Source organism: Streptomyces sp. NPDC050704 (assembly GCF_040654355.1).
In the GTDB taxonomy this organism is placed as follows: Bacteria; Actinomycetota; Actinomycetes; order Streptomycetales; family Streptomycetaceae; genus Streptomyces.
The window spans coordinates 38,222-60,039 of record NZ_JBFAHW010000011.1 but is presented as its reverse complement, the minus strand read 5'-3'; the positions used below and the strand labels follow the sequence as shown (position 1 = coordinate 60,039).

General features: G+C 69.0%; 19 protein-coding genes and 1 tRNA gene. 18 read left to right on the top strand and 2 right to left on the bottom strand.

Going from position 1 to position 21,818, the window contains the following annotated elements; genetic code table 11:
- Window positions 1–271 precede the first annotated feature (271 nt).
- The 3 genes from AB0I18_RS08530 (at window position 272) to AB0I18_RS08520 (ending at window position 2,021) form a co-directional block, all read left to right on the top strand.
- Entirely contained in the window at window positions 272–481 is a 210-nt protein-coding gene (locus tag AB0I18_RS08530; protein WP_363104629.1) for an acyl-CoA carboxylase epsilon subunit, read from the top strand.
- A 272-nt stretch (window positions 482–753) separates the two neighbouring features.
- Entirely contained in the window at window positions 754–1,101 is a 348-nt protein-coding gene (locus AB0I18_RS08525) for a hypothetical protein (protein ID WP_363104628.1), read from the top strand.
- Between the two features lie 572 nt (window positions 1,102–1,673).
- The gene (locus AB0I18_RS08520) at window positions 1,674–2,021 is read left to right on the top strand and encodes a hypothetical protein (protein WP_363104627.1); all 348 of its coding nucleotides are present in this window, start codon (window positions 1,674–1,676) and stop codon (window positions 2,019–2,021) included.
- Window positions 2,022–2,089: 68 nt separating this feature from the next.
- On the opposite strand, the gene AB0I18_RS08515 is transcribed toward AB0I18_RS08520, so the two are convergent.
- Together AB0I18_RS08515 and AB0I18_RS08510 are read right to left on the bottom strand one after the other, a co-directional pair.
- Entirely contained in the window at window positions 2,090–2,470 is a 381-nt protein-coding gene (locus AB0I18_RS08515) for a pentapeptide repeat-containing protein (protein ID WP_363104718.1), read from the bottom strand.
- Window positions 2,471–3,364: 894 nt separating this feature from the next.
- Window positions 3,365–3,436: transfer RNA gene (locus AB0I18_RS08510), tRNA-Arg, on the bottom strand.
- Window positions 3,437–3,527: 91 nt separating this feature from the next.
- Between AB0I18_RS08510 and AB0I18_RS08505 the strand changes: the two genes are divergently transcribed.
- The 15 genes from AB0I18_RS08505 to AB0I18_RS08435 all read left to right on the top strand — a co-directional run bounded on the left by AB0I18_RS08505 (window position 3,528) and on the right by AB0I18_RS08435 (window position 21,734).
- The gene (locus AB0I18_RS08505) at window positions 3,528–4,118 is read left to right on the top strand and encodes a response regulator (protein ID WP_363104717.1); all 591 of its coding nucleotides are present in this window, start codon (window positions 3,528–3,530) and stop codon (window positions 4,116–4,118) included.
- A 349-nt stretch (window positions 4,119–4,467) separates the two neighbouring features.
- Entirely contained in the window at window positions 4,468–5,670 is a 1,203-nt protein-coding gene (nrtL, locus tag AB0I18_RS08500; RefSeq protein WP_363104626.1) for an ArgS-related anticodon-binding protein NrtL, read from the top strand.
- Window positions 5,671–5,686: 16 nt separating this feature from the next.
- Entirely contained in the window at window positions 5,687–7,078 is a 1,392-nt protein-coding gene (lysA, locus tag AB0I18_RS08495) for a diaminopimelate decarboxylase (protein ID WP_363104625.1), read from the top strand.
- Between the two features lie 161 nt (window positions 7,079–7,239).
- On the top strand, window positions 7,240–8,529 hold the full coding sequence (locus AB0I18_RS08490; RefSeq protein WP_363104716.1) for a homoserine dehydrogenase: 1,290 nt from the start codon (window positions 7,240–7,242) through the stop codon (window positions 8,527–8,529).
- Window positions 8,530–8,535: 6 nt separating this feature from the next.
- On the top strand, window positions 8,536–9,594 hold the full coding sequence (gene thrC, locus AB0I18_RS08485; RefSeq protein WP_363104624.1) for a threonine synthase: 1,059 nt from the start codon (window positions 8,536–8,538) through the stop codon (window positions 9,592–9,594).
- A gap of 387 nt (window positions 9,595–9,981) precedes the next feature.
- The gene (thrB, locus tag AB0I18_RS08480) at window positions 9,982–10,911 is read left to right on the top strand and encodes a homoserine kinase (RefSeq protein ID WP_363104623.1); all 930 of its coding nucleotides are present in this window, start codon (window positions 9,982–9,984) and stop codon (window positions 10,909–10,911) included.
- Window positions 10,912–11,308: 397 nt separating this feature from the next.
- Entirely contained in the window at window positions 11,309–13,420 is a 2,112-nt protein-coding gene (gene rho, locus AB0I18_RS08475) for a transcription termination factor Rho (RefSeq protein WP_363104622.1), read from the top strand.
- Window positions 13,421–13,785: 365 nt separating this feature from the next.
- Window positions 13,786–14,925 (top strand): LCP family protein, encoded by a 1,140-nt coding sequence (locus AB0I18_RS08470; RefSeq protein ID WP_363104621.1) that lies wholly within the window; start codon window positions 13,786–13,788, stop codon window positions 14,923–14,925.
- Between the two features lie 136 nt (window positions 14,926–15,061).
- Window positions 15,062–15,283, top strand: a complete 222-nt coding sequence (rpmE, locus tag AB0I18_RS08465; RefSeq protein ID WP_010984345.1) for a 50S ribosomal protein L31 — start codon at window positions 15,062–15,064, stop codon at window positions 15,281–15,283.
- A gap of 135 nt (window positions 15,284–15,418) precedes the next feature.
- Entirely contained in the window at window positions 15,419–16,495 is a 1,077-nt protein-coding gene (gene prfA, locus AB0I18_RS08460; RefSeq protein WP_363104620.1) for a peptide chain release factor 1, read from the top strand.
- Window positions 16,496–16,630: 135 nt separating this feature from the next.
- Window positions 16,631–17,470: a peptide chain release factor N(5)-glutamine methyltransferase gene (gene prmC / locus AB0I18_RS08455; protein ID WP_363104619.1), complete on the top strand. Its 840-nt coding sequence runs from the start codon at window positions 16,631–16,633 to the stop codon at window positions 17,468–17,470.
- A gap of 82 nt (window positions 17,471–17,552) precedes the next feature.
- On the top strand, window positions 17,553–18,200 hold the full coding sequence (locus AB0I18_RS08450) for an L-threonylcarbamoyladenylate synthase (RefSeq protein ID WP_363104618.1): 648 nt from the start codon (window positions 17,553–17,555) through the stop codon (window positions 18,198–18,200).
- Entirely contained in the window at window positions 18,197–18,874 is a 678-nt protein-coding gene (locus AB0I18_RS08445) for a protein-tyrosine-phosphatase (RefSeq protein ID WP_363104617.1), read from the top strand. The genes AB0I18_RS08450 and AB0I18_RS08445 overlap by 4 nt, the downstream gene beginning before the upstream one ends.
- A 70-nt stretch (window positions 18,875–18,944) precedes the next feature.
- The gene (gene glyA, locus AB0I18_RS08440) at window positions 18,945–20,195 is read left to right on the top strand and encodes a serine hydroxymethyltransferase (protein WP_363104616.1); all 1,251 of its coding nucleotides are present in this window, start codon (window positions 18,945–18,947) and stop codon (window positions 20,193–20,195) included.
- A gap of 129 nt (window positions 20,196–20,324) precedes the next feature.
- A complete protein-coding gene (locus AB0I18_RS08435; RefSeq protein ID WP_363104615.1) occupies window positions 20,325–21,734 on the top strand; it encodes an MraY family glycosyltransferase in 1,410 nt (469 codons plus the stop codon).
- Window positions 21,735–21,818: the final 84 nt, after the last annotated feature.

Genomic DNA, 21,818 nt, shown 5'->3' with positions numbered 1-21,818 from the left:
CGTGACGCCACAGGCGCCAGTGGCTTCTGAGCCTCCCGGCCCTCCCCGGCGCCCAGGAACCCGTTGCCACCCCCCCCGGCCACAAGAACCCGTTGCCCCCGACCTCCGCCTACCGCCCGCCACAGCGACCCGTTCCCCTCCCGACCCCCGCAGCACCACATACGCCGGAGGCTTTCCGCTCCCGGCGTTCACCGAGCCGGGCGGCCGGTCCACTTCCCCCGGGACCGGCCGCCCACGCACATTCCCGTCCCTTTCCCGATCGGAGAATCCGATGTCCGTCGAAGAGACCCTGTGGAAGATCGTCGCCGGCTCCCCGACCCCGGAGGAACTGGCGGCCGTGACCGTCGTGCTCTCCACCTTCGTCCGCCGCGCCGAGGAGAACTCCACCCCGGCCCCCGTGATCCCCCTCGCCCGCTGGAACCACCCCCCGGCCCCGCGCACGGCCGGTTCCTGGCGTGCCCCGGACCGGATCGCGTCGTAGCGGTCACCGGCGCACCCGCTTCCACGATGTCCCCACAGAAACGGAGGGGACATGGCTGTGGACGCGTTCGTGAGTCGATGGCTCCAGACGCTGGAGGGGAGCACGTGACGTAGCAAACCGACGACGGGATCGAGCAGAACAACGGCTCGGCCCCGGAGGGGTTTTCGCGCGATGTGCGTCTGTGGAAAATAGCCAAGGCGCAGAGCAAGACCCGTCCCTACCAGCTCCGTTGGAAAGTCGGAGGGAAGGTCGGTAGCGTTACCTTCGCCGCGGTGGCTCTCGCGGAGAGTCGCAGATCCGAACTGTGGCAGGCAATGCGCCGTGGCGAGGCATTCCGCATCACTGACGGACTGCCTGAATCCGAGGTACGCGCCGAGGCCGCTGCGGAGCAAGTCAGTGAGGAACTTCCCTGGTTCGCGTTCTGTCGCGGGTACATGGCGATGCGTTGGCCAACCGCCGCGACCAAGACCCGTGAGGGCATCGCCGGCGGGCTCGCCGCGGTGACGCCGGCTCTGGTGGAGCAGGAACAGAAAATGCCATCGCCGGAAGAGCTGCGTCTGGCCTTCCGGTGGGCGATCATCCCAAGGAACGCCGACCTTGACCCGCCGGAGGAACTTTAAGACGCCTATGGATGGATATCCAAGAAATCACTTCTCGTCTCTTCGCGGGAAGACCCGAAGACTCTTCGTGATGTTCAGTATCGGATCTCCTTCAAGCTGGACGGTACCTGCGGCGAGGGAGACGTCGCGTCGTCGGCGCGCGCTCAACACGGCTGTTGAATACGCCATCGAGCGTCAACTTCTGACGGAGAAACCGCTCACCGCCATCAAAGAGATGAAGAGTTTCTCATCGGACCGTGTGGACCCCCGCGTTCTCGTGAACAAGACGCAGGCTGCTCAACTCCTCTCCTCGGTCTCGTACGTTGGGAAATGGGACCGCAAGAAGGGCCGGCGCCTGGTGGGCTTCTATGCGGTCATGTACTTCACCGGACTCCGCCCGAGTGAGGCTGTGGGCCTCAGCAAGGCTGATTGCTTCCTGCCGGAGAAGGGGTGGGGCATTCTGACCCTTCGTGACACACACCCCGTGTCGGGCAGGCAGTGGACAGACAGCGGAGAACGCCACGACAAGCGCGGCCTGAAATCGAGAGGCCAAGGAAGACCGACCAGCCCCGATCCCCCCGCCGCTCGTGGCCATGCTCCGCGCCCACCTCAAAGAGTTCGGTACGACCAAGGATGGGCGACTCTTCACGAACGAGCGGAGCGGTCTCGTGGGCAGCAGTACCTATTGGCGCGTGTGGCGGGATGCCCGGGAGTATGCACTTCCGCCGGACCTTCAGGCGTCCATCCTCGAGGGGCGGCCGTACGACCTGCGGCATACCTGCATCACCACATGGCTGAACGCTGGAGTGCCTGTAGCCGAGGTGGCGCGGAGGGTCGGTAACTCACCTGAGGTGATCCATCGTGTCTACGAAGGGTGTATCTACGGTCAAGAAGAGGTGATGAACAGGAAGATCGAGGCGGAGCTTGCCTGGCAGGAGTGATCATCGAGTTCAAAGCGCGGAGCGTCTATCTGACGCAGACGGCGTCAAATAGATGCCGAAGTTGATAGTTACGGCTGTGGCGTTGGCGGAGGGCAGGTTTTCGTATGGTTTCCCTCCGCCCACGCCGCACAGTCAGCTAGCCTGGCGGCCACCCAGGAATCATGCGCCAAATGGTCAGGTAGGCGGGTCTCCGCATCGATGAATGCTGAGGAAAGCTGCTGAGCTGTCAAGCCACTCGTTTCCCGCAGGTCGGCCCCGTCGAGGCTCGTTTCGACAAATGTTGCTTTGTTCAGCATGGCGCCACGTAGGTCAACTCTGTACATGCCAGCCCTGTCGCATCGTGCGTCGGCAAGCCACGCAAAGCACATATCTGCGGTGTTGAGAATGCTGCCCTTCATGACCACGCCTCGTAGATCAGCATTCCGAAGGTCTGCTGCGGTAAGGAACATCCACTCCAGGCGCGGGGCAGATTCGAATTCGAAGTGGCGCAGACTGAGCCTGGCCAGGTTGGCATGGCGGAGATCGAGGCGTCGGGCTTCAGGCCGCTTTGGGCGGCGAGCCAGAACCTCAACCGCAGCTTGTATATCTGCGGACAGTTCAGGGTTGCTCCGATCGGGGGCGGTCTCAAGCGCGTTCCGTTCCTCAGGAAGAGTTGGAGGTATGCCTGTCGTGCCTCTATGGGTGTTGTGCCTTACGAACCCTGCCAGCACTCTGACGATCGCTTCATGGTCCACCGCAGACTCGGATAGCACATGTTCGAGGCTGTAGACGGCTCCCAGACGCACCTCCAGCTTATCCGAGGCGAGGTTCTCGACTGCCGCCCGATATCTTTCAGTAACTTGTCCTCGACGCGACAAGAGATATGTGCGTGCTGTGTAGGCAAGGCCGGCAAAGACCGTTGCGCCGGCTACGGCGGCTAGGACTGTTTGCCGGACCGCGTTTATCGCATCAGCCCGATCGGTTCCGGACAGGTGCTGCACCGTTTTGCCAGCAACGAACCACGAGACCGGACCCAATATTAGTAATAGGGCACCCACTGTCAGGAGAACTATGGCAACGGCTACGGCCGCCCATCGTCGGCTTCTCACCCACCGGGCTTCGACGGCCCGAACCACCACTGACCTTGCCCGCACCGTCGGACCCCCTCGCAGCAAAGATTCGCCGTGATCTTCTCGCGGGGATTCACCTCGTCACAAGCCGGACGGAGCGCGGTCGTCTAGCGCAGGTCTATCGCGATCAATGCGTAACAACGACAAAGAGCGGGACCCAGTGAGACTGGTTCCCGCTCTTCATGCATGGCACCTACGCTGGTCAACCGCATCATCGTGCTGGTTGAGGCGAAGTGCCCCCGGCAGGATTCGAACCTGCGCACACGGCTCCGGAGGCCGTTGCTCTATCCCCTGAGCTACGGGGGCGTGTCGGGCGCGGTTTTTGCGGCGACGGGTAGAACCCTACCAGCTCTTTCGGGGTCGTCATGAACGGTTTCTGGGGGTGCGGGAGGCGGTGATGGAGGGGGTTCGGATCTTGAGGGGCGGGTGGGGGAAGGATCGCCCGAGCGGGGTGGAAGTGGGGAAAAGCCGGACGCGATCGTGGGTGCGGACCTACTCTCGACTTGTGCCAGGCGCGTCGGGTCGGGTGCTTGTTGTGGACGACAACAAGGTCATCCGGCAACTGATCAGGGTCAATCTCGAGCTGGAGGGTCTCGAGGTCGTGACCGCGGCCGATGGTGTCGAGTGTCTGGATGTCGTCCATCAGTTTCGGCCGGATGTGGTCACCCTGGACGTGGTGATGCCCAGGCTGGACGGACTGCGCACCGCCGCCCGTCTTCGGGACGATCCGCGTACCCGCAACCTTCCCCTCGCCATCGTGAGCGCCTGTACGCAGTACGAGGTCGAGAGCGGTCTCGAAGTGGGCGTCGACGCCTTTCTGGCCAAGCCCTTCGAACCCGCCGAACTCGTGCGGCTCGTACGGCAGTTGATGGAACGGCGGAGTGCTCCGGCCGTTGGTTCCGGCACCACCTCGTTCGGGAGCGCCGAGAGTGCCGAGAGTGTGTACGGACCCGGGGAGACCGAGCGCGCCGGGCAGGCCGGCGGCTGAGGCCCAACCGCTGAGGCCCGGCGGGGCGGGGAGGGCTACTCGCTGTCCGCGGCCGCGTCGGCCGTTCGCCATGCATGTCCCTGTGCCCATTCGTCACGTGCCGCTTCCTCGACGGCGGTAGACGCGCGCCTCACCAAACCCACCAAACCCACCAAACTCACCGAGCTCATCAAGTCCGCCAAGCCCACCGCGTCCCCGGTCGGCACCGCCTCTCGCCAGCCGGCACCGACCCTCAGCAGCCGCCACCGGCCCTCTCCACCAGCCTGCCCCCGCCCCCGAGCCGTCCACATCCCGGACCCTCCCCAAACCCATTCGCCTACCCACCCCCCTCCTCGCCTACGCTTGTCCCGTGACCCCCGTCGAGCTCTCCCGTACCGTCCTGTGCGCCGTCCGGCGTGCAGTGGACGCGGGCGAGCTCACCGTGCCGGTGCCCGAGCGGGCGGTCGTCACGGCCCCCGGGCCCGGGGGATGCGGCGACTACGCCACGAACGTCGCTCTGCAGCTGGCCCGCCCCGCCGGACGTCCACCCCGGCAGGTCGCCGAGATCCTCCGGCCGCACATCACCGGCGCCCAGGGTGTGACGCGGGTCGAGATCACCGGTCCCGGCTTCCTCAACATCACCCTCGCCGGGGGAGAAGAGGCGCTGGTCCAGGAGATTCTGCGACGCGGCGACCGGTACGGGTTCATCGACGAGCCGCTCACGGACACCGAGCCGCCCGCAGAGACTGGGCCGACCACAGAGACCGAGCACGCCCGGAAGCCCGTGCAGCCCATCGTGCAGCTGCACCACCCCTGCGAAGTCCGCGCCGCCGTCACCGCCCAGGTTGTCGCGCGGATCCTCCGTTCCCAGGGCGCCCTCGTCCGTACGTCCTGCGACTCGTCCCGCGACTCGTCCTGCGAGGCCGAGCTCGACCCGGCATGGGCGGCCCCCCTCGGCGTGACCGTCGACGCCCACGGCGATCGTCCCGGCGCCCCGGCTCGCGTCGACATCGACCCCGTAGACCTCGTCGCCCCCGTTGACCTCGCTGAACCCGTACTCCTCCGGCCCGTACCCCCCACCCAAGACCCCACCCCCCTCGGCCGCGACGCCGCCCGCTGGGCTCTGCTTCATCCCGCCGGGCACGATCGGTCCCGGATCACCGCGGACCATCTCGTCCAGCGTGAGAGCAACCCCCTCTTCCGGGTCAGGTACGCCCACGCCCGCACCCGGGCCCTCACCCGTAACGCCGCCGCCCTCGGCTTCACCGGCGCCGTTGGCGACGTACGAAACACCCACCACGACACCCACCACGCCGAGGACCTCCTCGGCGCCCTCGCCGCGTACCCCCACGTGCTCGCCGCCGCAGCCCGGCACCGTGCGCCGGATCGGCTTGCCCGGCATCTCGTCGTCGTCGCCGACGCGCTGCTCGCCGTTCAGCACACGGTGCTCCCGCTCGGCGACGAGAAACCCTCGGCCGCCCACCGCGCCCGGCTCGCGCTCGCCGAAGCCGCCGGGACGGTGCTGGCCGGCGGCCTGTCCCTGCTCGGCATCAGTGCCCCTGACCATCTTTGAGGAAGCCCACACAGACATGAGCCGTTCCGCACACCCCGCCGGGCCCCGCCACGCCGACGTCCTGACCGAGGGCCACTACTCCGCCCCGGCCGCCGACCTCAACGCCCTCGACCCGAAGGTGTGGGCCCAGACCGTCACCCGTACGGCCGACGGAGTCGTCAGCGTCGGCGGCCGGGAGGTGACGGCGCTCGCCGAGGAGTTCGGCACCCCCGCCTACTTCCTCGACGAGGCCGACTTCCGGGCCCGCGCCCGCGCCTGGCGTACCGCCTTCGGGCATGACGCCGACGTGTTCTACGCGGGGAAGGCCTTCCTCTCCCGTGCCGTCGTGCGCTGGCTGCATGAAGAGGGACTCAACCTCGACGTCTGCTCCGGCGGCGAACTCACCACCGCGCTCTCCGCCGGCATGCCCGCCGACCGCATCGCCTACCACGGCAACAACAAGTCGACGGGAGAGATCCAGCGGGCCATCGAGGCCGGCGTCGGGCGGATCGTCCTCGACTCCTTCCAGGAGATCGTTCGCGTCGCGCACATCGCGCAGAGCCTGGGCAAGCGGCAGCGCGTGCAGATCCGGGTGACCGTCGGCGTCGAGGCCCACACGCACGAGTTCATCGCCACGGCCCACGAGGACCAGAAGTTCGGGATCGCGCTGGCCGACGGGCTGGCCGCCGAAGCCGTACGGCGCGCGCTCACCCTCGACGGGCTCGAACTCATCGGGATCCACAGCCACATCGGGTCGCAGATCTTCGACATGGCCGGCTTCGAGGTCGCCGCCCGCCGGGTCGTCTCCCTGCTCGCCCAGATCCGGGACGAGCACGGTATCGAGCTGCCCGAGATCGACCTCGGCGGCGGCCTCGGCATCGCGTACACGAGTGAGGACGACCCGCGCGAGCCCCACGAGATCGCCAAGGCGCTCGGCGAGATCGTGACGAGGGAGTGCGAGGCCGCCAAGCTCCGTACGCCCCGCATCTCCGTCGAGCCCGGCCGCGCCATCGTCGGCCCGACCGCCTTCACCCTCTACGAGGTCGGCACCATCAAGCCCCTCGACGGACTGCGTACGTACGTCTCCGTCGACGGCGGCATGTCCGACAACATCCGTACCGCGCTGTACGACGCCGAGTACAGCGTCGCCCTCGTCTCCCGTACGAGCGACGCCGAGCCGATGCTCGTACGCGTGGTCGGCAAGCACTGCGAGAGCGGGGACATCGTCGTCAAGGACGCCTTCTTGCCCGCCGACCTGGCGCCCGGCGACCTCATCGCTGTGCCGGCCACCGGCGCGTACTGCCGCTCGATGGCCAGCAACTACAACCACGCCCTGCGCCCGCCGGTCGTCGCGGTCCGCGACGGCGAGGCGCGGGTGATCGTCCGCCGGGAGACGGAGGAGGACCTCCTGCGTCTCGACGTCGGTTGAGAGAATCAAGGGCAATCATCCCGGGTCGGGCGGAAGATCTCCTGTCTTCCGCCCGCCTGCAAATGAAATAGACATCTCACGATCCGGACGAGGGATAGAAACTCCCGTCCGGTGAGTGAGACTGGTCCCACCGTTACGGTATGAGGAAACGAGGTCGGATGATGCGTACGCGTCCGCTGAAGGTGGCGCTGCTGGGCTGTGGGGTTGTCGGCTCAGAGGTGGCGCGCATCATGACGACGCACGCCGACGACCTCGCCGCGCGCATCGGAGCCCCGGTGGAGCTGGCGGGTGTCGCCGTACGGCGGCCCTCCAAGGTCCGTGAGGGCATCGATCCGGCCCTCGTCACCACCGACGCCACCGCGCTCGTCAAACGCGGGGACATCGACGTCGTCGTCGAGGTCATCGGCGGTATCGAGCCCGCTCGTACGCTCATCACCACCGCCTTCGAGCACGGCGCCTCCGTCGTCTCCGCCAACAAGGCGCTCCTCGCCCAGGACGGCGCCGCGCTGCACGCCCTCGCCGAGGAGCAGGGCAGGGACCTCTACTACGAGGCCGCCGTCGCCGGTGCCATCCCGCTGATCCGCCCGTTGCGCGAGTCCCTCGCCGGCGACAAGGTCAACCGGGTGCTGGGAATCGTCAACGGCACCACCAACTTCATCCTCGACAAGATGGACAGCACGGGCGCCGGTTACCAGGAGGCGCTCGACGAGGCCACCGCCCTCGGGTACGCCGAAGCCGACCCGACCGCCGACGTCGAGGGGTTCGACGCCGCCGCCAAGGCCGCGATCCTCGCCGGCATCGCCTTCCACACGCGCGTACGTCTCGACGACGTGTACCGCGAGGGCATGACCGAGGTCACCGCCGCCGACTTCGCCTCGGCGCGGCGGATGGGCTGCACCATCAAGCTGCTCGCCATCTGTGAGCGGGCCGCGGACGGCGGGTCCGTCACCGCGCGCGTGCACCCCGCCATGATTCCGCTCAGCCATCCGCTCGCCTCCGTGCGCGGCGCGTACAACGCCGTCTTCGTGGAGTCGGACGCCGCGGGCCAGCTGATGTTCTACGGGCCCGGCGCGGGCGGCGCCCCGACCGCGTCCGCGGTCCTCGGCGACCTCGTCGCCGTCTGCCGCAACAAGCTCAGCGGCGCGACCGGACCCGGCGACTCCGCGTACACCCAGCTGCCCGTCTCGCCCATGGGCGAGGTGGTGACCCGCTATCACATCAGTCTCGACGTGGCGGACAAACCGGGCGTTCTCGCCCAGGTTGCGACCGTGTTCGCCGAGCACGGTGTTTCGATCGATACGGTTCGCCAGCAGGGTAAGGACGGCGAGGCCTCTCTCGTCGTCGTCACCCACCGCGCGTCCGACGCGTCCCTGAACGGGACCGTCGAGGCGTTGCGCAACCTCGACACCGTGCGGGGTGTCGCCAGCATCATGCGGGTTGAAGGAGAGTAGCCAGCAATGACCCACCAATGGCGCGGAATCATCGAGGAGTACCGGGACCGGCTGCCGGTGTCCGACACCACGACGGTCGTGTCGCTCCGCGAGGGCGGTACGCCGCTCGTGCCGGCGCAGGTGCTCTCCGAGCGCACGGGCTGCGAGGTCCACCTCAAGGTCGAGGGCGCCAACCCGACCGGGTCCTTCAAGGACCGCGGTATGACCATGGCCATCACGCGGGCCAAGGAGGAGGGCGCGAAGGCCGTCATCTGCGCGTCCACCGGCAACACGTCGGCCTCCGCCGCCGCTTATGCCGTACGGGCCGGAATGGTGTGCGCCGTTCTCGTCCCGCAGGGCAAGATCGCGATCGGCAAGATGGGCCAGGCCCTCGTGCACGGCGCGAAGATCCTCCAGGTCGACGGAAACTTCGACGACTGTCTGACGCTGGCGCGCGCGCTGTCCGACAACTACCCGGTGGCGCTGGTCAATTCGGTGAACCCGGTGCGTATCGAGGGCCAGAAGACCGCCGCCTTCGAGATCGTGGACATGCTCGGCGACGCTCCCGACATCCACGTCCTGCCGGTGGGCAACGCGGGCAACATCACCGCGTACTGGAAGGGCTACACCGAGTACGCCGTCGACAAGATCGCCAAGGGGACCCCGCGCATGTGGGGATTCCAGGCCTCCGGTTCCGCTCCCATCGTGCGCGGCGAGGTCGTCAAGGACCCCTCGACGATCGCCACCGCGATCCGGATCGGCAACCCGGCCTCGTGGAAGTACGCGCTGGCCGCGCGGGACGAGTCGGGCGGCTTCATCGACGAGGTGACGGACCGTGAAATCCTGCGCGCCTACCGGCTGTTGGCCGCGCAGGAGGGCGTCTTCGTGGAGCCCGCGTCCGCCGCGTCCGTCGCCGGCCTGCTGAAGGCCGCCGAGCAGGGCAAGGTCGACCCGGGGCAGCGCATCGTCTGCACGGTGACCGGAAACGGCCTCAAGGACCCCGACTGGGCCGTCGCGGGCGCCCCGCAACCCGTCACGGTCCCGGTCGACGCGGCCACCGCCGCAGAACGGCTTGGCCTGGTGTAACGCGGGTTCCTGCCCCTTATCGGCTCCCTTGTCGGCCGCCAGCGAGTGAGCCGAAGGGGCGCGCCGGTGTCGAGAGGCCGAACGCGCGGAGGCCCGACGAAGGAGGGTCGAGCACGATCGGCCTCTCGACACCGGCTTCTGCGCCCCGGAGGCGAACCGAGCTCCAAAAAAAGGGGGGTGCACAAGGGGCTTACGACACGCATCGTGCGCCTCCTGTGCGCCCTATGTCGCCACAGAACCTTCCTTCGATAGGCTGTACCGAACCCGCCCGCCGCATATGCCGCGGTGCCGCGCCGCCGTTGCGGCCTCCGGGTCTTCCGCATTTTCCGTATGTCTCGCAGGATTTCGAAAATCTCGCAGCTCAAGCTCAAGGAGAGTCATCGAGCGATGGCCGGTCCAGCGTTCCGCGCCGCCGCCGTCCGGGTGCGCGTCCCCGCCACCAGTGCCAACCTCGGCCCGGGCTTCGACGCCTTCGGTCTGTCACTGGGGCTGTACGACGACGTGGTCGTCCGGGTGGCCGACTCCGGACTGAACATCGACATCGCGGGTGAGGGCAGCGAGACGCTCCCGCGCGACGAGAGCCACCTCCTCGTACGTTCCCTGCGCACCGCCTTCGATCTGCTGGGCGGTCAGCCGCGCGGTCTGGAGATCGTCTGCGCCAACCGCATCCCGCACGGCCGCGGTCTCGGCTCCTCGTCCGCCGCGATCTGCGCCGGCATCGTGGCCGCACGCGCTGTGACCATAGGCGGCGACAGCAGGCTCGACGACGAGGCGCTGCTGGAGCTCGCCACCGAGATCGAGGGCCACCCCGACAACGTCGCGGCGTGTCTGCTGGGCGGTTTCACACTGTCCTGGCTGGAGGGCGGTTCGGCGCGCGCGATCAGGATGGAGCCCGCCGGTTCCATCGTTCCGGTGGTTTTCGTACCGGCCAGGCCGGTACTGACCGAGACCGCCCGCGGACTGCTGCCGCGCACCGTTCCGCACGTCGACGCCGCCGCCAACGCGGGCCGCGCCGCACTGCTCGTCGAGGCGCTGACCAGGCGCCCCGAGCTGCTGCTGCCCGCCACCGAGGACCGGCTGCACCAGGAGTACCGCGCCCCCGCCATGCCGGAGAGCACGGCGCTGGTGGAGCGGCTGCGGGCCGACGGAATCCCGGCGGTGATCTCCGGCGCGGGGCCCACGGTGCTCGCGCTCGCCGAGGACACCGTGGCCGACAAGGTCGCACGACTGGCGGGCGAGGGCTGGGCCGCCAACCGGCTGGGCCTCGACGCCACGGGAGCGAGCGTGCTGCCGCTCGCTCCGGTCAGCGTCCATTGACTACTGACTACGTACGGTTGCCGGATTTGGAGAGGGGGAATGTTTGTTGGATCCGGTAGTGTTAATCTCAAGTCTGCACCCGACCCCACCATGGCGAGGTGCTTCGTGTCCCCGTCCGGGACAACACTTCTTCCGGGAGCCTCCCAAACTGCTCTGTGCCACGCATTTGGGTGCTACGCGCTGAGCGGTGCTGAGCACGCTCCGGAACCGGCGTGACCGAGCCGATCGACACCGCACCTCAGTGCCGCGGCTCCGGGAAACGCCATCCCAGAAATTCCCTCCGCCTTTTGGCGGACCACCGCCCCGGCACGGTCCACACAAGCAAGGACCACTGTCGGACAGCACAACCGGTCGCCGAGCCAGACAGGCCGACGTCCGCTCCAGGGAAGGACCCTTCGTGAGCGACACCACCGATCTGATGGGCGCACGTGTCGAGGAGACCGTTGCCGCGCCCGCCACGGACGCCTCCGCGCCTGCCACCGGTGCCGGCTCCCGTCGGCGCCGCGGTACCGGCCTTGAGGGCATGGTGCTGGCCGAGCTGCAGCAGGTCGCATCCGGCCTTGGCATCAGGGGCACCGCGCGGATGCGCAAGAGCCAGCTGATCGAGGTCATCAAGGAGGCGCAGACGGGCGGGGGTGCTTCGGCCAAGTCCGCTGCTCCCGCCGCGGATGCCGCCGAGACCAAGCCCAAGCGCCGGGCCACCTCGAAGGCCCGTACGGGCGCCGGCGAGGAGGCTGCGCCGCCCGCCGCCAAGTCCGCCGACAAGAAGGCGGACCAGGGCGAGAAGGCCGAGAAGGCCGTGGCCCAGCAGCAGATCGAGATTCCTGGTCAGCCCGCCAGCGACGACGCCCCGGCCGAGCGCCGTCGGCGTCGCGCCACGGCCGAGGCCGGCAGCCCCGATTCGGGGACCAGCATCGCTGCCGAGGCGAAGACCGAGCCGAAGGCCGAGGTCTCCGTGGCCTCCGGCGAGGCCAAGGGCGACGCCGGTGACGGTGGGGCCGACGGCCGTCAGGGCCGCCGCGACCGTCGTGACCGGGACCGCGGCGACCGCAGTGGCCGGGACCGCGACCGCCGTGGCAAGAGCGACGAGCAGCAGGGCGGCGGCCAGGGCGGCCAGAGCGCCGGCAACCAGGAGCGCCAGCCGCGCCAGGACCGGCCGGACCGCCAGGACCGTCAGGACCGGCCGGACCGCCAGCAGCAGGGCGGCGGCCGCCAGGACCGGCAGGACCGTCAGCGTGACACCGGGCCGCAGGACGACGACGACTTCGACGGCGGACGCCGTGGACGCCGTGGCCGTTACCGGGACCGCCGAGGCCGCCGAGGCCGCGACGAGTTCGGCCCCAACGAGCCGCAGGTCGCCGACGACGACGTCCTGATCCCCGTCGCGGGCATCCTGGACATCCTCGACAACTACGCGTTCATTCGTACGTCGGGCTACCTGCCCGGTCCGAACGACGTGTACGTCTCGCTCGCCCAGGTCCGCAAGAACGGTCTGCGCAAGGGTGACCACGTCACCGGCGCCGTCCGGCAGCCCAAGGAAGGCGAGCGCCGCGAGAAGTTCAACGCGCTGGTCCGCCTGGACTCCGTCAACGGCATGGCGCCCGAATCAGGGCGCGGGCGACCGGAGTTCAACAAGCTGACGCCGCTCTACCCGCAGGACCGCCTCCGTCTGGAGACCGACCCGGGCATCCTCACCACCCGCATCATCGACCTCGTCGCGCCGATCGGTAAGGGCCAGCGCGGTCTGATCGTGGCCCCGCCGAAGACCGGCAAGACCATGATCATGCAGGCGATCGCCAACGCGATCACGCACAACAACCCCGAGTGCCACCTGATGGTCGTCCTGGTCGACGAGCGTCCGGAAGAGGTCACCGACATGCAGCGGTCGGTGAAGGGCGAGGTCATCTCCTCGACCTTCGACCGTCCGGCCGAGGACCACACCACGGTCGCGGAGCTCGCCATCGAGCGTGCCAAGCGCCTGGTGGAGCTGGGCCACGACGTCGTCGTACTGCTCGACTCGATCACGCGTCTGGGCCGTGCGTACAACCTGGCCGCTCCGGCCTCCGGCCGCATCCTGTCCGGTGGTGTCGACTCGACCGCGCTGTACCCGCCGAAGCGCTTCTTCGGTGCCGCGCGCAACATCGAGGACGGCGGCTCGCTGACCATCATGGCCACCGCGCTGGTCGACACCGGCTCGCGCATGGACGAGGTGATCTTCGAGGAGTTCAAGGGCACCGGCAACCTCGAACTCAAGCTGGACCGCAAGCTCTCCGACAAGCGGATCTTCCCGGCGGTGGACGTGGACTCGTCCAGCACCCGTAAGGAAGAGATCCTGCTGGGCAGCGACGAGCTCGCCATCACCTGGAAGCTGCGTCGCGTGCTGCACGCGCTCGACCAGCAGCAGGCGATCGAGCTGCTGCTCGACAAGATGAAGCAGACGAAGTCGAACGCCGAGTTCCTGCTGCAGATCCAGAAGACGACACCGTCGCCGGGCAACGGCAACGACTGACGTCATCAGGCCAGTTGGTACCGCTGAGGGCCGTCCCCGTTCACACGGGGGCGGCTCTTCGCGTTGCCGGGTCGAAGGCTGGCTGAAAAGCGTCGGTGGAGAGACCTTCACCACAGCTGTGAAGATCGCCACGGGTTCCCGGAGGGATCACTTCAGCGGTCGAAGACGCAGGTGAGCGGCCACCTGCCGGTCTCGGCTCTCACTCAGCGTGTCCACCGGGGCACAGTGCGGACACAGAGCGCTGTGCAACCCTTTTTTCGGTTTCAACGTCTGAACAGACGGGTCCTGACAGAGACGTCACGGCAGACGACCATGCCTGACCCCGACAGCAGGGGGTAACCGACCGCACGAGGACTGAGGAGCTCATGTCTGCCGAGAGCACGCCGGAACCCGGCACCCCGGAGCACTCCGGTACCAGCGGCCCGCGCCACCGCGCCAAGGGCCAACGCCGCAAGCCGCGGAGCAAGCGCCACAAGGCGCTCGTCGTCACGGCCTGGGCGGCCGCGGGTGTCGTCGTCCTGGGCGGCACCGGCCTCGGGTACATGTACTTCACGCTCAACGGCAACATCAAGAGCGTCGACATCAACCAGGCACTCGGCACCGACCGGCCCCTGGACGTCGACAACGGCTCGCAGGACATCCTCGTCCTCGGCTCCGACACCCGCTCCGGCAGCAACAAGAAGCTCGGCGGCGGCACCGACGACGGCAGCGCCCGCTCGGACACCGCGATGGTCGTGCACGTCTACGAGGGCCACAAGAAGGCCAGCGTGGTCTCCATACCCCGCGACACCCTCGTGGACCGCCCCGAGTGCACCGACGCCGAGGGCGACACGCACGAGGCCGACGACGGGGCGATGTTCAACTCGGCGTACACGACAGGCGGCGCCGCCTGCGCGGTCAAGACCGTCGAGTCGATGACCGGCATCCGCATGGACCACTACGTCGAGGTCGACTTCAGCGGCTTCCAGAAGCTCATCGACGAACTCGGCGGCGTCGAGGTCACCACGACCAAGGACATCAAGGACCCCGACAGCCACCTGGACCTCAAGGCCGGCGAGCACCGGCTCACCGGCAAGCAGGCGCTCGGCCTCGTCCGCACCCGGCACGGCGTCGGAGACGGTTCCGACCTCGGCCGCATCCAGCTCCAGCAGGCGTTCATCAAGGCCCTGGTCAACCAGGTCAAGGAGATCGGCGTACTGACCAGCCCCAAGAAGCTGTACGACCTCGCCGACACCGCGACGAACGCCGTCACCACCGACTCCGACCTCGACTCGCTGAGGGACCTGGCGTCCTTCGCCGGCGGGCTCAAGGGCATCAGCTCGTCGAAGATGAACATGGTGACGATGCCGGTCCAGTACGACCCGGCCGACGGCAACCGCGTCCTCGTCGACAAGACCAAGGCCGAGCTGGTCTGGGACGCGCTGAAGAACGACCGGGCGATCCCGAGGGCGGCCACCAAGGGCAACGCCACCGGTGACGCGAAGGGTGTCGTCAGCGGCGGCTGACGGCCGGGGAATAGATCACCGCGTCCCCCGGTTTTGGGGGATGCGGCCAGTCCTGGCAGACTGGTACGTCGGCCCCGGTTCACGCTCCCGCATCCCGCGGCGGCGACCCGGCGCCCTCCCGAAACTAGGAGACACCTTGAAGCGCGACATTCACCCCGAGTACGTCGAGACCCAGGTCAGCTGTACCTGTGGCGCGTCGTTCACCACCCGCAGCACGATCTCCAGCGGCACCGTCCGCGCCGAGGTCTGCTCCGAGTGCCACCCGTTCTACACGGGCAAGCAGAAGATCCTCGACACCGGTGGCCGTGTGGCCCGCTTCGAGGCCCGCTTCGGCAAGGCTGCCGCCGCCAAGAAGTAGCGACCTCACAGCGCCGGTCTTCGGTGCCCCCGCGCAGGGGGTGCCGGGACCGGCGCTTTGCGGTGCAGCCCCTATTCGTCGTACCTACGTCCCTGAGCTCCGTATCGGTGCCGGGACAGCCCATTGGAGCCGGAGATGTTCGAGGCGGTCGAGGAACTCATCGGCGAGCACGCCGATCTGGAGACGAAGCTCGCTGACCCGTCGGTCCACGCCGACCAGGCCAACGCGCGCAAGCTCAACAAGCGCTACGCCGAGCTGACCCCGATCGTCGCGACGTACCGCTCCTGGAAGCAGACCGGGGACGACATCGAGACGGCGAAGGAGTTCGTCGCCGACGACCCCGACTTCGCCGCCGAGGTCAAGGAGCTGGAGAAGCAGCGCGAGGAGCTCACCGAGAAGCTCCGGCTGCTGCTTGTCCCGCGTGACCCCAACGACGACAAGGACGTCATCCTGGAGGTCAAGGCGGGCGCGGGCGGCGACGAGTCGGCCCTGTTCGCCGGCGACCTGCTGCGCATGTACCTGCGGTACGCGGAGCGCGTCGGCTGGAAGACCGAGATCATCGACGCCACCGAGTCCGAGCTGGGCGGCTACAAGGACGTCCAGGTCGCCGTGAAGACCAAGGGCGGCCAGGGTGCCACCGAGCCCGGCCAGGGTGTGTGGGCCCGGATGAAGTACGAGGGCGGGGTGCACCGCGTGCAGCGGGTGCCGTCCACCGAGTCGCAGGGCCGTATCCACACCTCGGCGGCCGGTGTGCTGGTCACGCCCGAGGCCGAGGAGGTCGACGTCGAGATCCACGCGAACGACCTGCGGATCGACGTCTACCGGTCCTCCGGGCCCGGCGGCCAGTCCGTCAACACCACCGACTCCGCCGTACGCATCACGCACATTCCCACCGGAGTCGTCGCCTCCTGCCAGAACGAGAAGAGCCAGCTGCAGAACAAGGAGCAGGCGATGCGTATCCTGCGCTCCAGGCTCCTTGCCGCGGCGGTGGAGGAAGCGGAACGGAATGCAGCGGACGCCCGCCGCAGCCAGGTCCGTACCGTCGACCGCTCCGAGAAGATCCGTACGTACAACTTCCCGGAGAACCGCATCTCGGACCACCGCGTCGGCTTCAAGGCGTACAACTTGGACCAGGTGCTCGACGGTGATCTCGACGCCGTGATCCAGGCGTGCGTCGACGCGGACTCGGCCGCGAAGCTCGCCGCCGCGTAAGGCCCGCAAGGCATGTAAGGCACGTAAGGCACGAAAAAGTACCCACAAGTACATATCCGTACGACGGACAACAGCTCAGCCCGGAGGACCAGCGTGCAGCAACATCTTGGGGGGCGACCCCCAAACCCCCGCGGCGTGCTGCTCGCGGAAGTGGCCCAGGCCACGCAGCGGCTGGCCGACGCCGGAGTGCCCTCGCCGCGCAACGACGCCGAGGAACTCGCCGCCTTCGTGCACGCCGTGAAACGGGGCGAGCTGCACACCGTCAAGGACTCGGACTTCGACGCCCGTTACTGGGAGGTCATCGCGCGCCGGGAGGCCCGCGAACCGCTCCAGCACATCACCGGGCGGGCCTACTTCCGGTACCTGGAACTCCAGGTCGGGCCAGGGGTGTTCGTGCCCCGCCCGGAGACCGAGTCCGTCGTCGGCTGGGCCATAGACGCCGTACGCGCCATGGATGTCGTGGAACCGCTGATCGTCGACCTGTGCACGGGGTCCGGGGCCATCGCGCTCGCCCTCGCGCAGGAGGTGCCGCGCTCCCGCGTACACGCCGTGGAGCTGTCCGAGGACGCCCTCAAGTGGACCCGTAAGAACGTCGAGGGGTCCAGGGTCGACCTGCGCCAGGGCAACGCGCTGGACGCCTTCCCCGACCTCGACGGCCAGGTGGACCTCGTCATCGCCAACCCGCCGTACATCCCGCTCACCGAGTGGGAGTACGTCCAGCCCGAGGCCCGGGACCACGACCCCGAACTCGCCCTGTTCTCCGGCGAGGACGGACTCGACCTCATCCGCGGCCTGGAGCGCACCGCGCACCGGCTGTTGCGCCCGGGCGGCGTCGTTGTCGTCGAACATGCCGACACCCAGGGCGGCCAGGTGCCGTGGATCTTCACCGAGGAGCGGGGCTGGGCCGATGCCGCCGACCACCCCGACCTCAACAACCGGCCGCGGTTCGCGACCGCCCGCAGGGCGATGCCATGACCGCGGCGACTTCTTGCGTGGACGACGTGGAAAACGTTAAATGCGCGGCCAAAGGGGCCCGCGTGTTCGAGGAGGCTTGCTGATGGCACGGCGATACGACACCAACGACGCGACCGACCGCTCGACCGGTCTGCGTGAGGCCGCGTCGGCCGTCCGCCGAGGCGAGCTCGTGGTGCTGCCGACCGACACCGTGTACGGGGTCGGCGCCGACGCGTTCAGCTCCGAGGCCGTCACCGATCTGCTGGAGGCCAAGGGGCGCGGCCGGAGCATGCCCACGCCCGTCCTCATCGGCTCCCCGAACACGTTGCACGGCCTGGTCACGGACTTCTCCGAGATGGCGTGGGAGCTCGTCGACGCCTTCTGGCCGGGCGCGCTGACCCTGGTCGCCAAGCACCAGCCGTCCCTCCAGTGGGACCTGGGGGACACCCGTGGCACCGTCGCCGTGCGCATGCCGCTGCACCCGGTCGCCATCGAGCTGCTCACCGAGGTCGGCCCGATGGCCGTCTCCTCCGCGAACCTCACGGGACACGCGGCGCCCGAGGACTGCGACGCCGCGCAGGAGATGCTCGGCGACTCCGTCTCGGTCTACCTGGACGGCGGCCCGACGCCCGGCATCGTGCCCTCCTCGATCGTCGACGTGACGGGCAAGGTGCCCGTGCTCCTGCGTGCGGGCGCCCTGTCGGCCGAGGAGCTGCGAAAGGTCGTACCCGACCTCGAGGTGGCGAATTGACAGCCCCTGACGCGGGGCGTGGCATAGGTACGGGGACGGGGTTCACGGGGGCTTACGGCGACGGGGCCACGGGGGACTCCTTCCGCATCCTCCACGTCAGCACCGGCAACGTGTGCCGCTCGCCGATCACCGAGCGGCTGACCCGCCATGCCCTGGCGGACCGGCTCGGCGACCCGCTGTGGGGCGGCCTGATCGTGGAGAGCGCCGGCACCTGGGGCCACGAGGGCGCGCCCATGGAGGCCAACGCGGAGGCGGTCCTGGCCGACTTCGGCGCGGACGCCTCCGGCTTCGTGGGCCGCGAACTCCTCGACGAGCACGTCATCAGGGCCGACCTGGTCCTGACGGCCACCCGCGACCACCGCGCCCAGGTCATCTCCATGGGCCACTCGGCGGGCCTGCGCACCTTCACCCTGAAGGAGTTCACCCGCCTGGTCCGCGCCATAGACCCCGCCACGCTCCCGCCCCTGGAGGACGGCATGGTCGAACGCGCGCGTGCCCTGGTCCGCGCCGCGGCGGCTCTACGCGGGTGGCTCCTGGCCCCGACGGCGGAAGCCGACGAGGTGTACGACCCGTACGGCGCCCCCCTGCCCTTCTTCCGCTCGGTGGGCGACGAAATCCAGCAGGCCCTGGATCCGGTGGTGACGGCACTTACGGGGGTACCGGCTCGGGCGTAACACCGGGCGCAGCAGGGGACTCGGTTCTACATTGGACATAGCGTCCCCCCGCCGAGGTCCGGAGTCCGCCATGCCGGTCACACATGCGCTTGAAGGTCCGCTGTCGGTCGATGTGCTCGGCCGGCAGGATCCGGAGCTGGCCGAGATCCTCCTCGGGGAGCTGGAGCGGCAGTCGACGACGCTCCAGCTGATCGCCGCCGAGAACGTCACCTCGCCGGCCGTGCTGGCCGCCCTGGGCTCGCCGCTCGCGAACAAGTACGCCGAGGGATATCCCGGCGCCCGGCACCACGGCGGCTGCGAGCTGGTCGACGTCGCCGAGCGGGTCGCCGTGGCCCGCGCGAAGGCCCTCTTCGGCGCCGATCACGCCAACGTGCAGTCCCACTCCGGGAGTTCGGCCGTGCTCGCCGCGTACGCCGCCCTGCTGCGGCCCGGCGACACCGTCCTCGCGATGGGCCTGCCGCACGGCGGCCACCTCACGCACGGCTCGCCCGTCAACTTCTCCGGCCGCTGGTTCGACTTCGTCGGCTACGGGGTCGAGGCGGAGTCCGGGCTCATCGACCACGAGCAGGTGCGGACTCTGGCCCGCGCCCACCGGCCGAAGGCGATCGTGTGCGGGTCGATCTCGTATCCCCGGCACATCGACTACGCCGCCTTCCGGGAGGTGGCCGACGAGGTGGGCGCGTATCTCATCGCCGACGCCGCCCATCCCATCGGGCTCGTCGCCGGGGGAGCGGCGCCCAGCCCGGTGCCGTACGCCGATGTCGTGTGCGCGACCACCCACAAGGTGCTGCGCGGCCCGCGCGGCGGCATGCTGCTGTGCGGGAGCGAACTGGCCGAGCGGGTGGACCGGGCGGTCTTCCCGTTCACCCAGGGCGGCGCCCAGATGCACACCATCGCCGCGAAGGCAGTCGCGTTCGGCGAGGCGGCAACACCGGCGTTCACCGCGTACGCCCATCAGGTGGTCGCGAACGCCCGGGTGCTGGCGCGGGGTCTGGCCGCCGAGGGCCTGGCCGTCACCACGGGCGGCACCGACACCCACCTGCTGACCGTCGACCCGGCCCCGCTGGGCGTGGACGGCCGCACCGCCCGCGGCCGCCTCGCCGCCGCCGGAATGGTCCTCGACACCTGCGCGCTGCCGCACCCGGACGTGCGCGGACTGCGCCTGGGGACGGCCGCCGTCACCACCCAGGGCATGGGCGAGGCCGAGATGGCCCGGATCGCCGTACTCTTCGCCGTGGCGCTGCGGGACGAGTCGGCAGGGCGCCAGGTGCGTGAAGAAGTACGGGAGCTGTCCGGCAGATTTCCGCCGTATCCGGCCTAGAGCGGGGTAGGAGCGCGTTGGTACACAGCCACTCGTGCAACCATCGGCTCTACCCGGAAGTCCCCAACCGTATGCGCACGAAGCTAGGGTGTGGGGCTGAGATGGCCAGCGAGACTTGTGGGGAAGCCCGTGCGTGAATACCTCCTGACGCTCTGCATCACGGCCGCGGTGACGTACCTGCTGACCGGGCCGGTGCGGAAGTTCGCGATCGTGGCCGGAGCGATGCCGGAGATCCGGGCACGTGACGTGCACCGGGAGCCCACACCGCGGCTCGGCGGCATCGCGATGTTCTTCGGACTGTGCGCCGGTCTGCTGACCGCCGACCACCTGACGAACCTCAACGAGGTGTTCACCAACTCCAACGAACCGAGGGCCCTGCTCTCCGGCGCCGCGCTGATCTGGCTGATCGGCGTCCTGGACGACAAGTTCGAGATCGACGCCCTGATCAAGCTCGGCGGCCAGATGATCGCCGCGGGCGTCATGGTCATGCAGGGTCTGACGATCCTGTGGCTGCCGGTCCCGGGCGTCGGCTCGGTCTCGCTGACCCAGTGGCAGGGCACGCTGCTGACCGTCGCGCTCGTCGTGATCACCATCAACGCCGTGAACTTCGTCGACGGCCTCGACGGCCTCGCCGCCGGCATGGTGTGCATCGCGGCCGCCGCGTTCTTCATGTACGCGTACCGCATCTGGTACGGCTACGGCCTCGAGTCCGCCGCCCCCGCCACCCTCTTCTCCGCGATCCTCATGGGCATGTGCCTCGGCTTCCTGCCGCACAACATGCACCCCGCGCGGATCTTCATGGGCGACTCGGGCTCGATGCTCATCGGCCTGGTGCTCGCGGCCGGTGCCATCTCCATCACCGGGCAGGTCGACCCCGACGCGATGAACCTGTTCGCCGGGTCCGAGAAGGAGGCCGTGCACCAGACGGTGCCGGTCTACATCCCGTTGCTGCTGCCGCTGACGATCATCGCCGTCCCGGCGGCCGACCTGGTGCTGGCCATCGTGCGGCGCACCTGGAACGGCCAGTCGCCGTTCGCCGCCGACCGCGGCCACCTGCACCACCGGCTCCTGGAGATCGGGCACTCGCACAGCCGGGCCGTGCTCATCATGTACTTCTGGTCGGCGCTGATCGCGTTCGGCGCCCTCGGCTACTCCGTGAACTCCGGGGCCATGTGGATCGTGCTCGGCATCATGGCGCTCAGCGCGGTGGGCCTCGTGCTGCTCCTGCTGCCGCGCTTCACGCCGCGCGCCCCGCGCTGGGCCGAGCACTTCGTGCCGCCCCGCTACCGCCGCCGCAAGGGGATCGCCCAGCAGGCCGGAGAGGCCTGCGACGGCGCCGAGACCACGGAGGCTGCGGAGAGCGTGCCCGCGGACGCGTATACGGCGAACGGCGGGGCAGACGAGGAGCCGAGCGACGAGTCGGACTCCGGCGAACGTCGTACGCCGGTCACGGTCGGCGTCTCAGGAGTCAACGGGGCGACCGCTGTTGGCCCCCGTTCGCGCCTCCTGGAAGGGCGCGAGGCCGGCACGTCGCGCTGACGGAAGGTAAGAATCCGATAAGAGCGTCGCGAGGGCGCCATCGGAGCCGCATCCGTAAACCGCCCCAATAGCAGACAAGTTGGT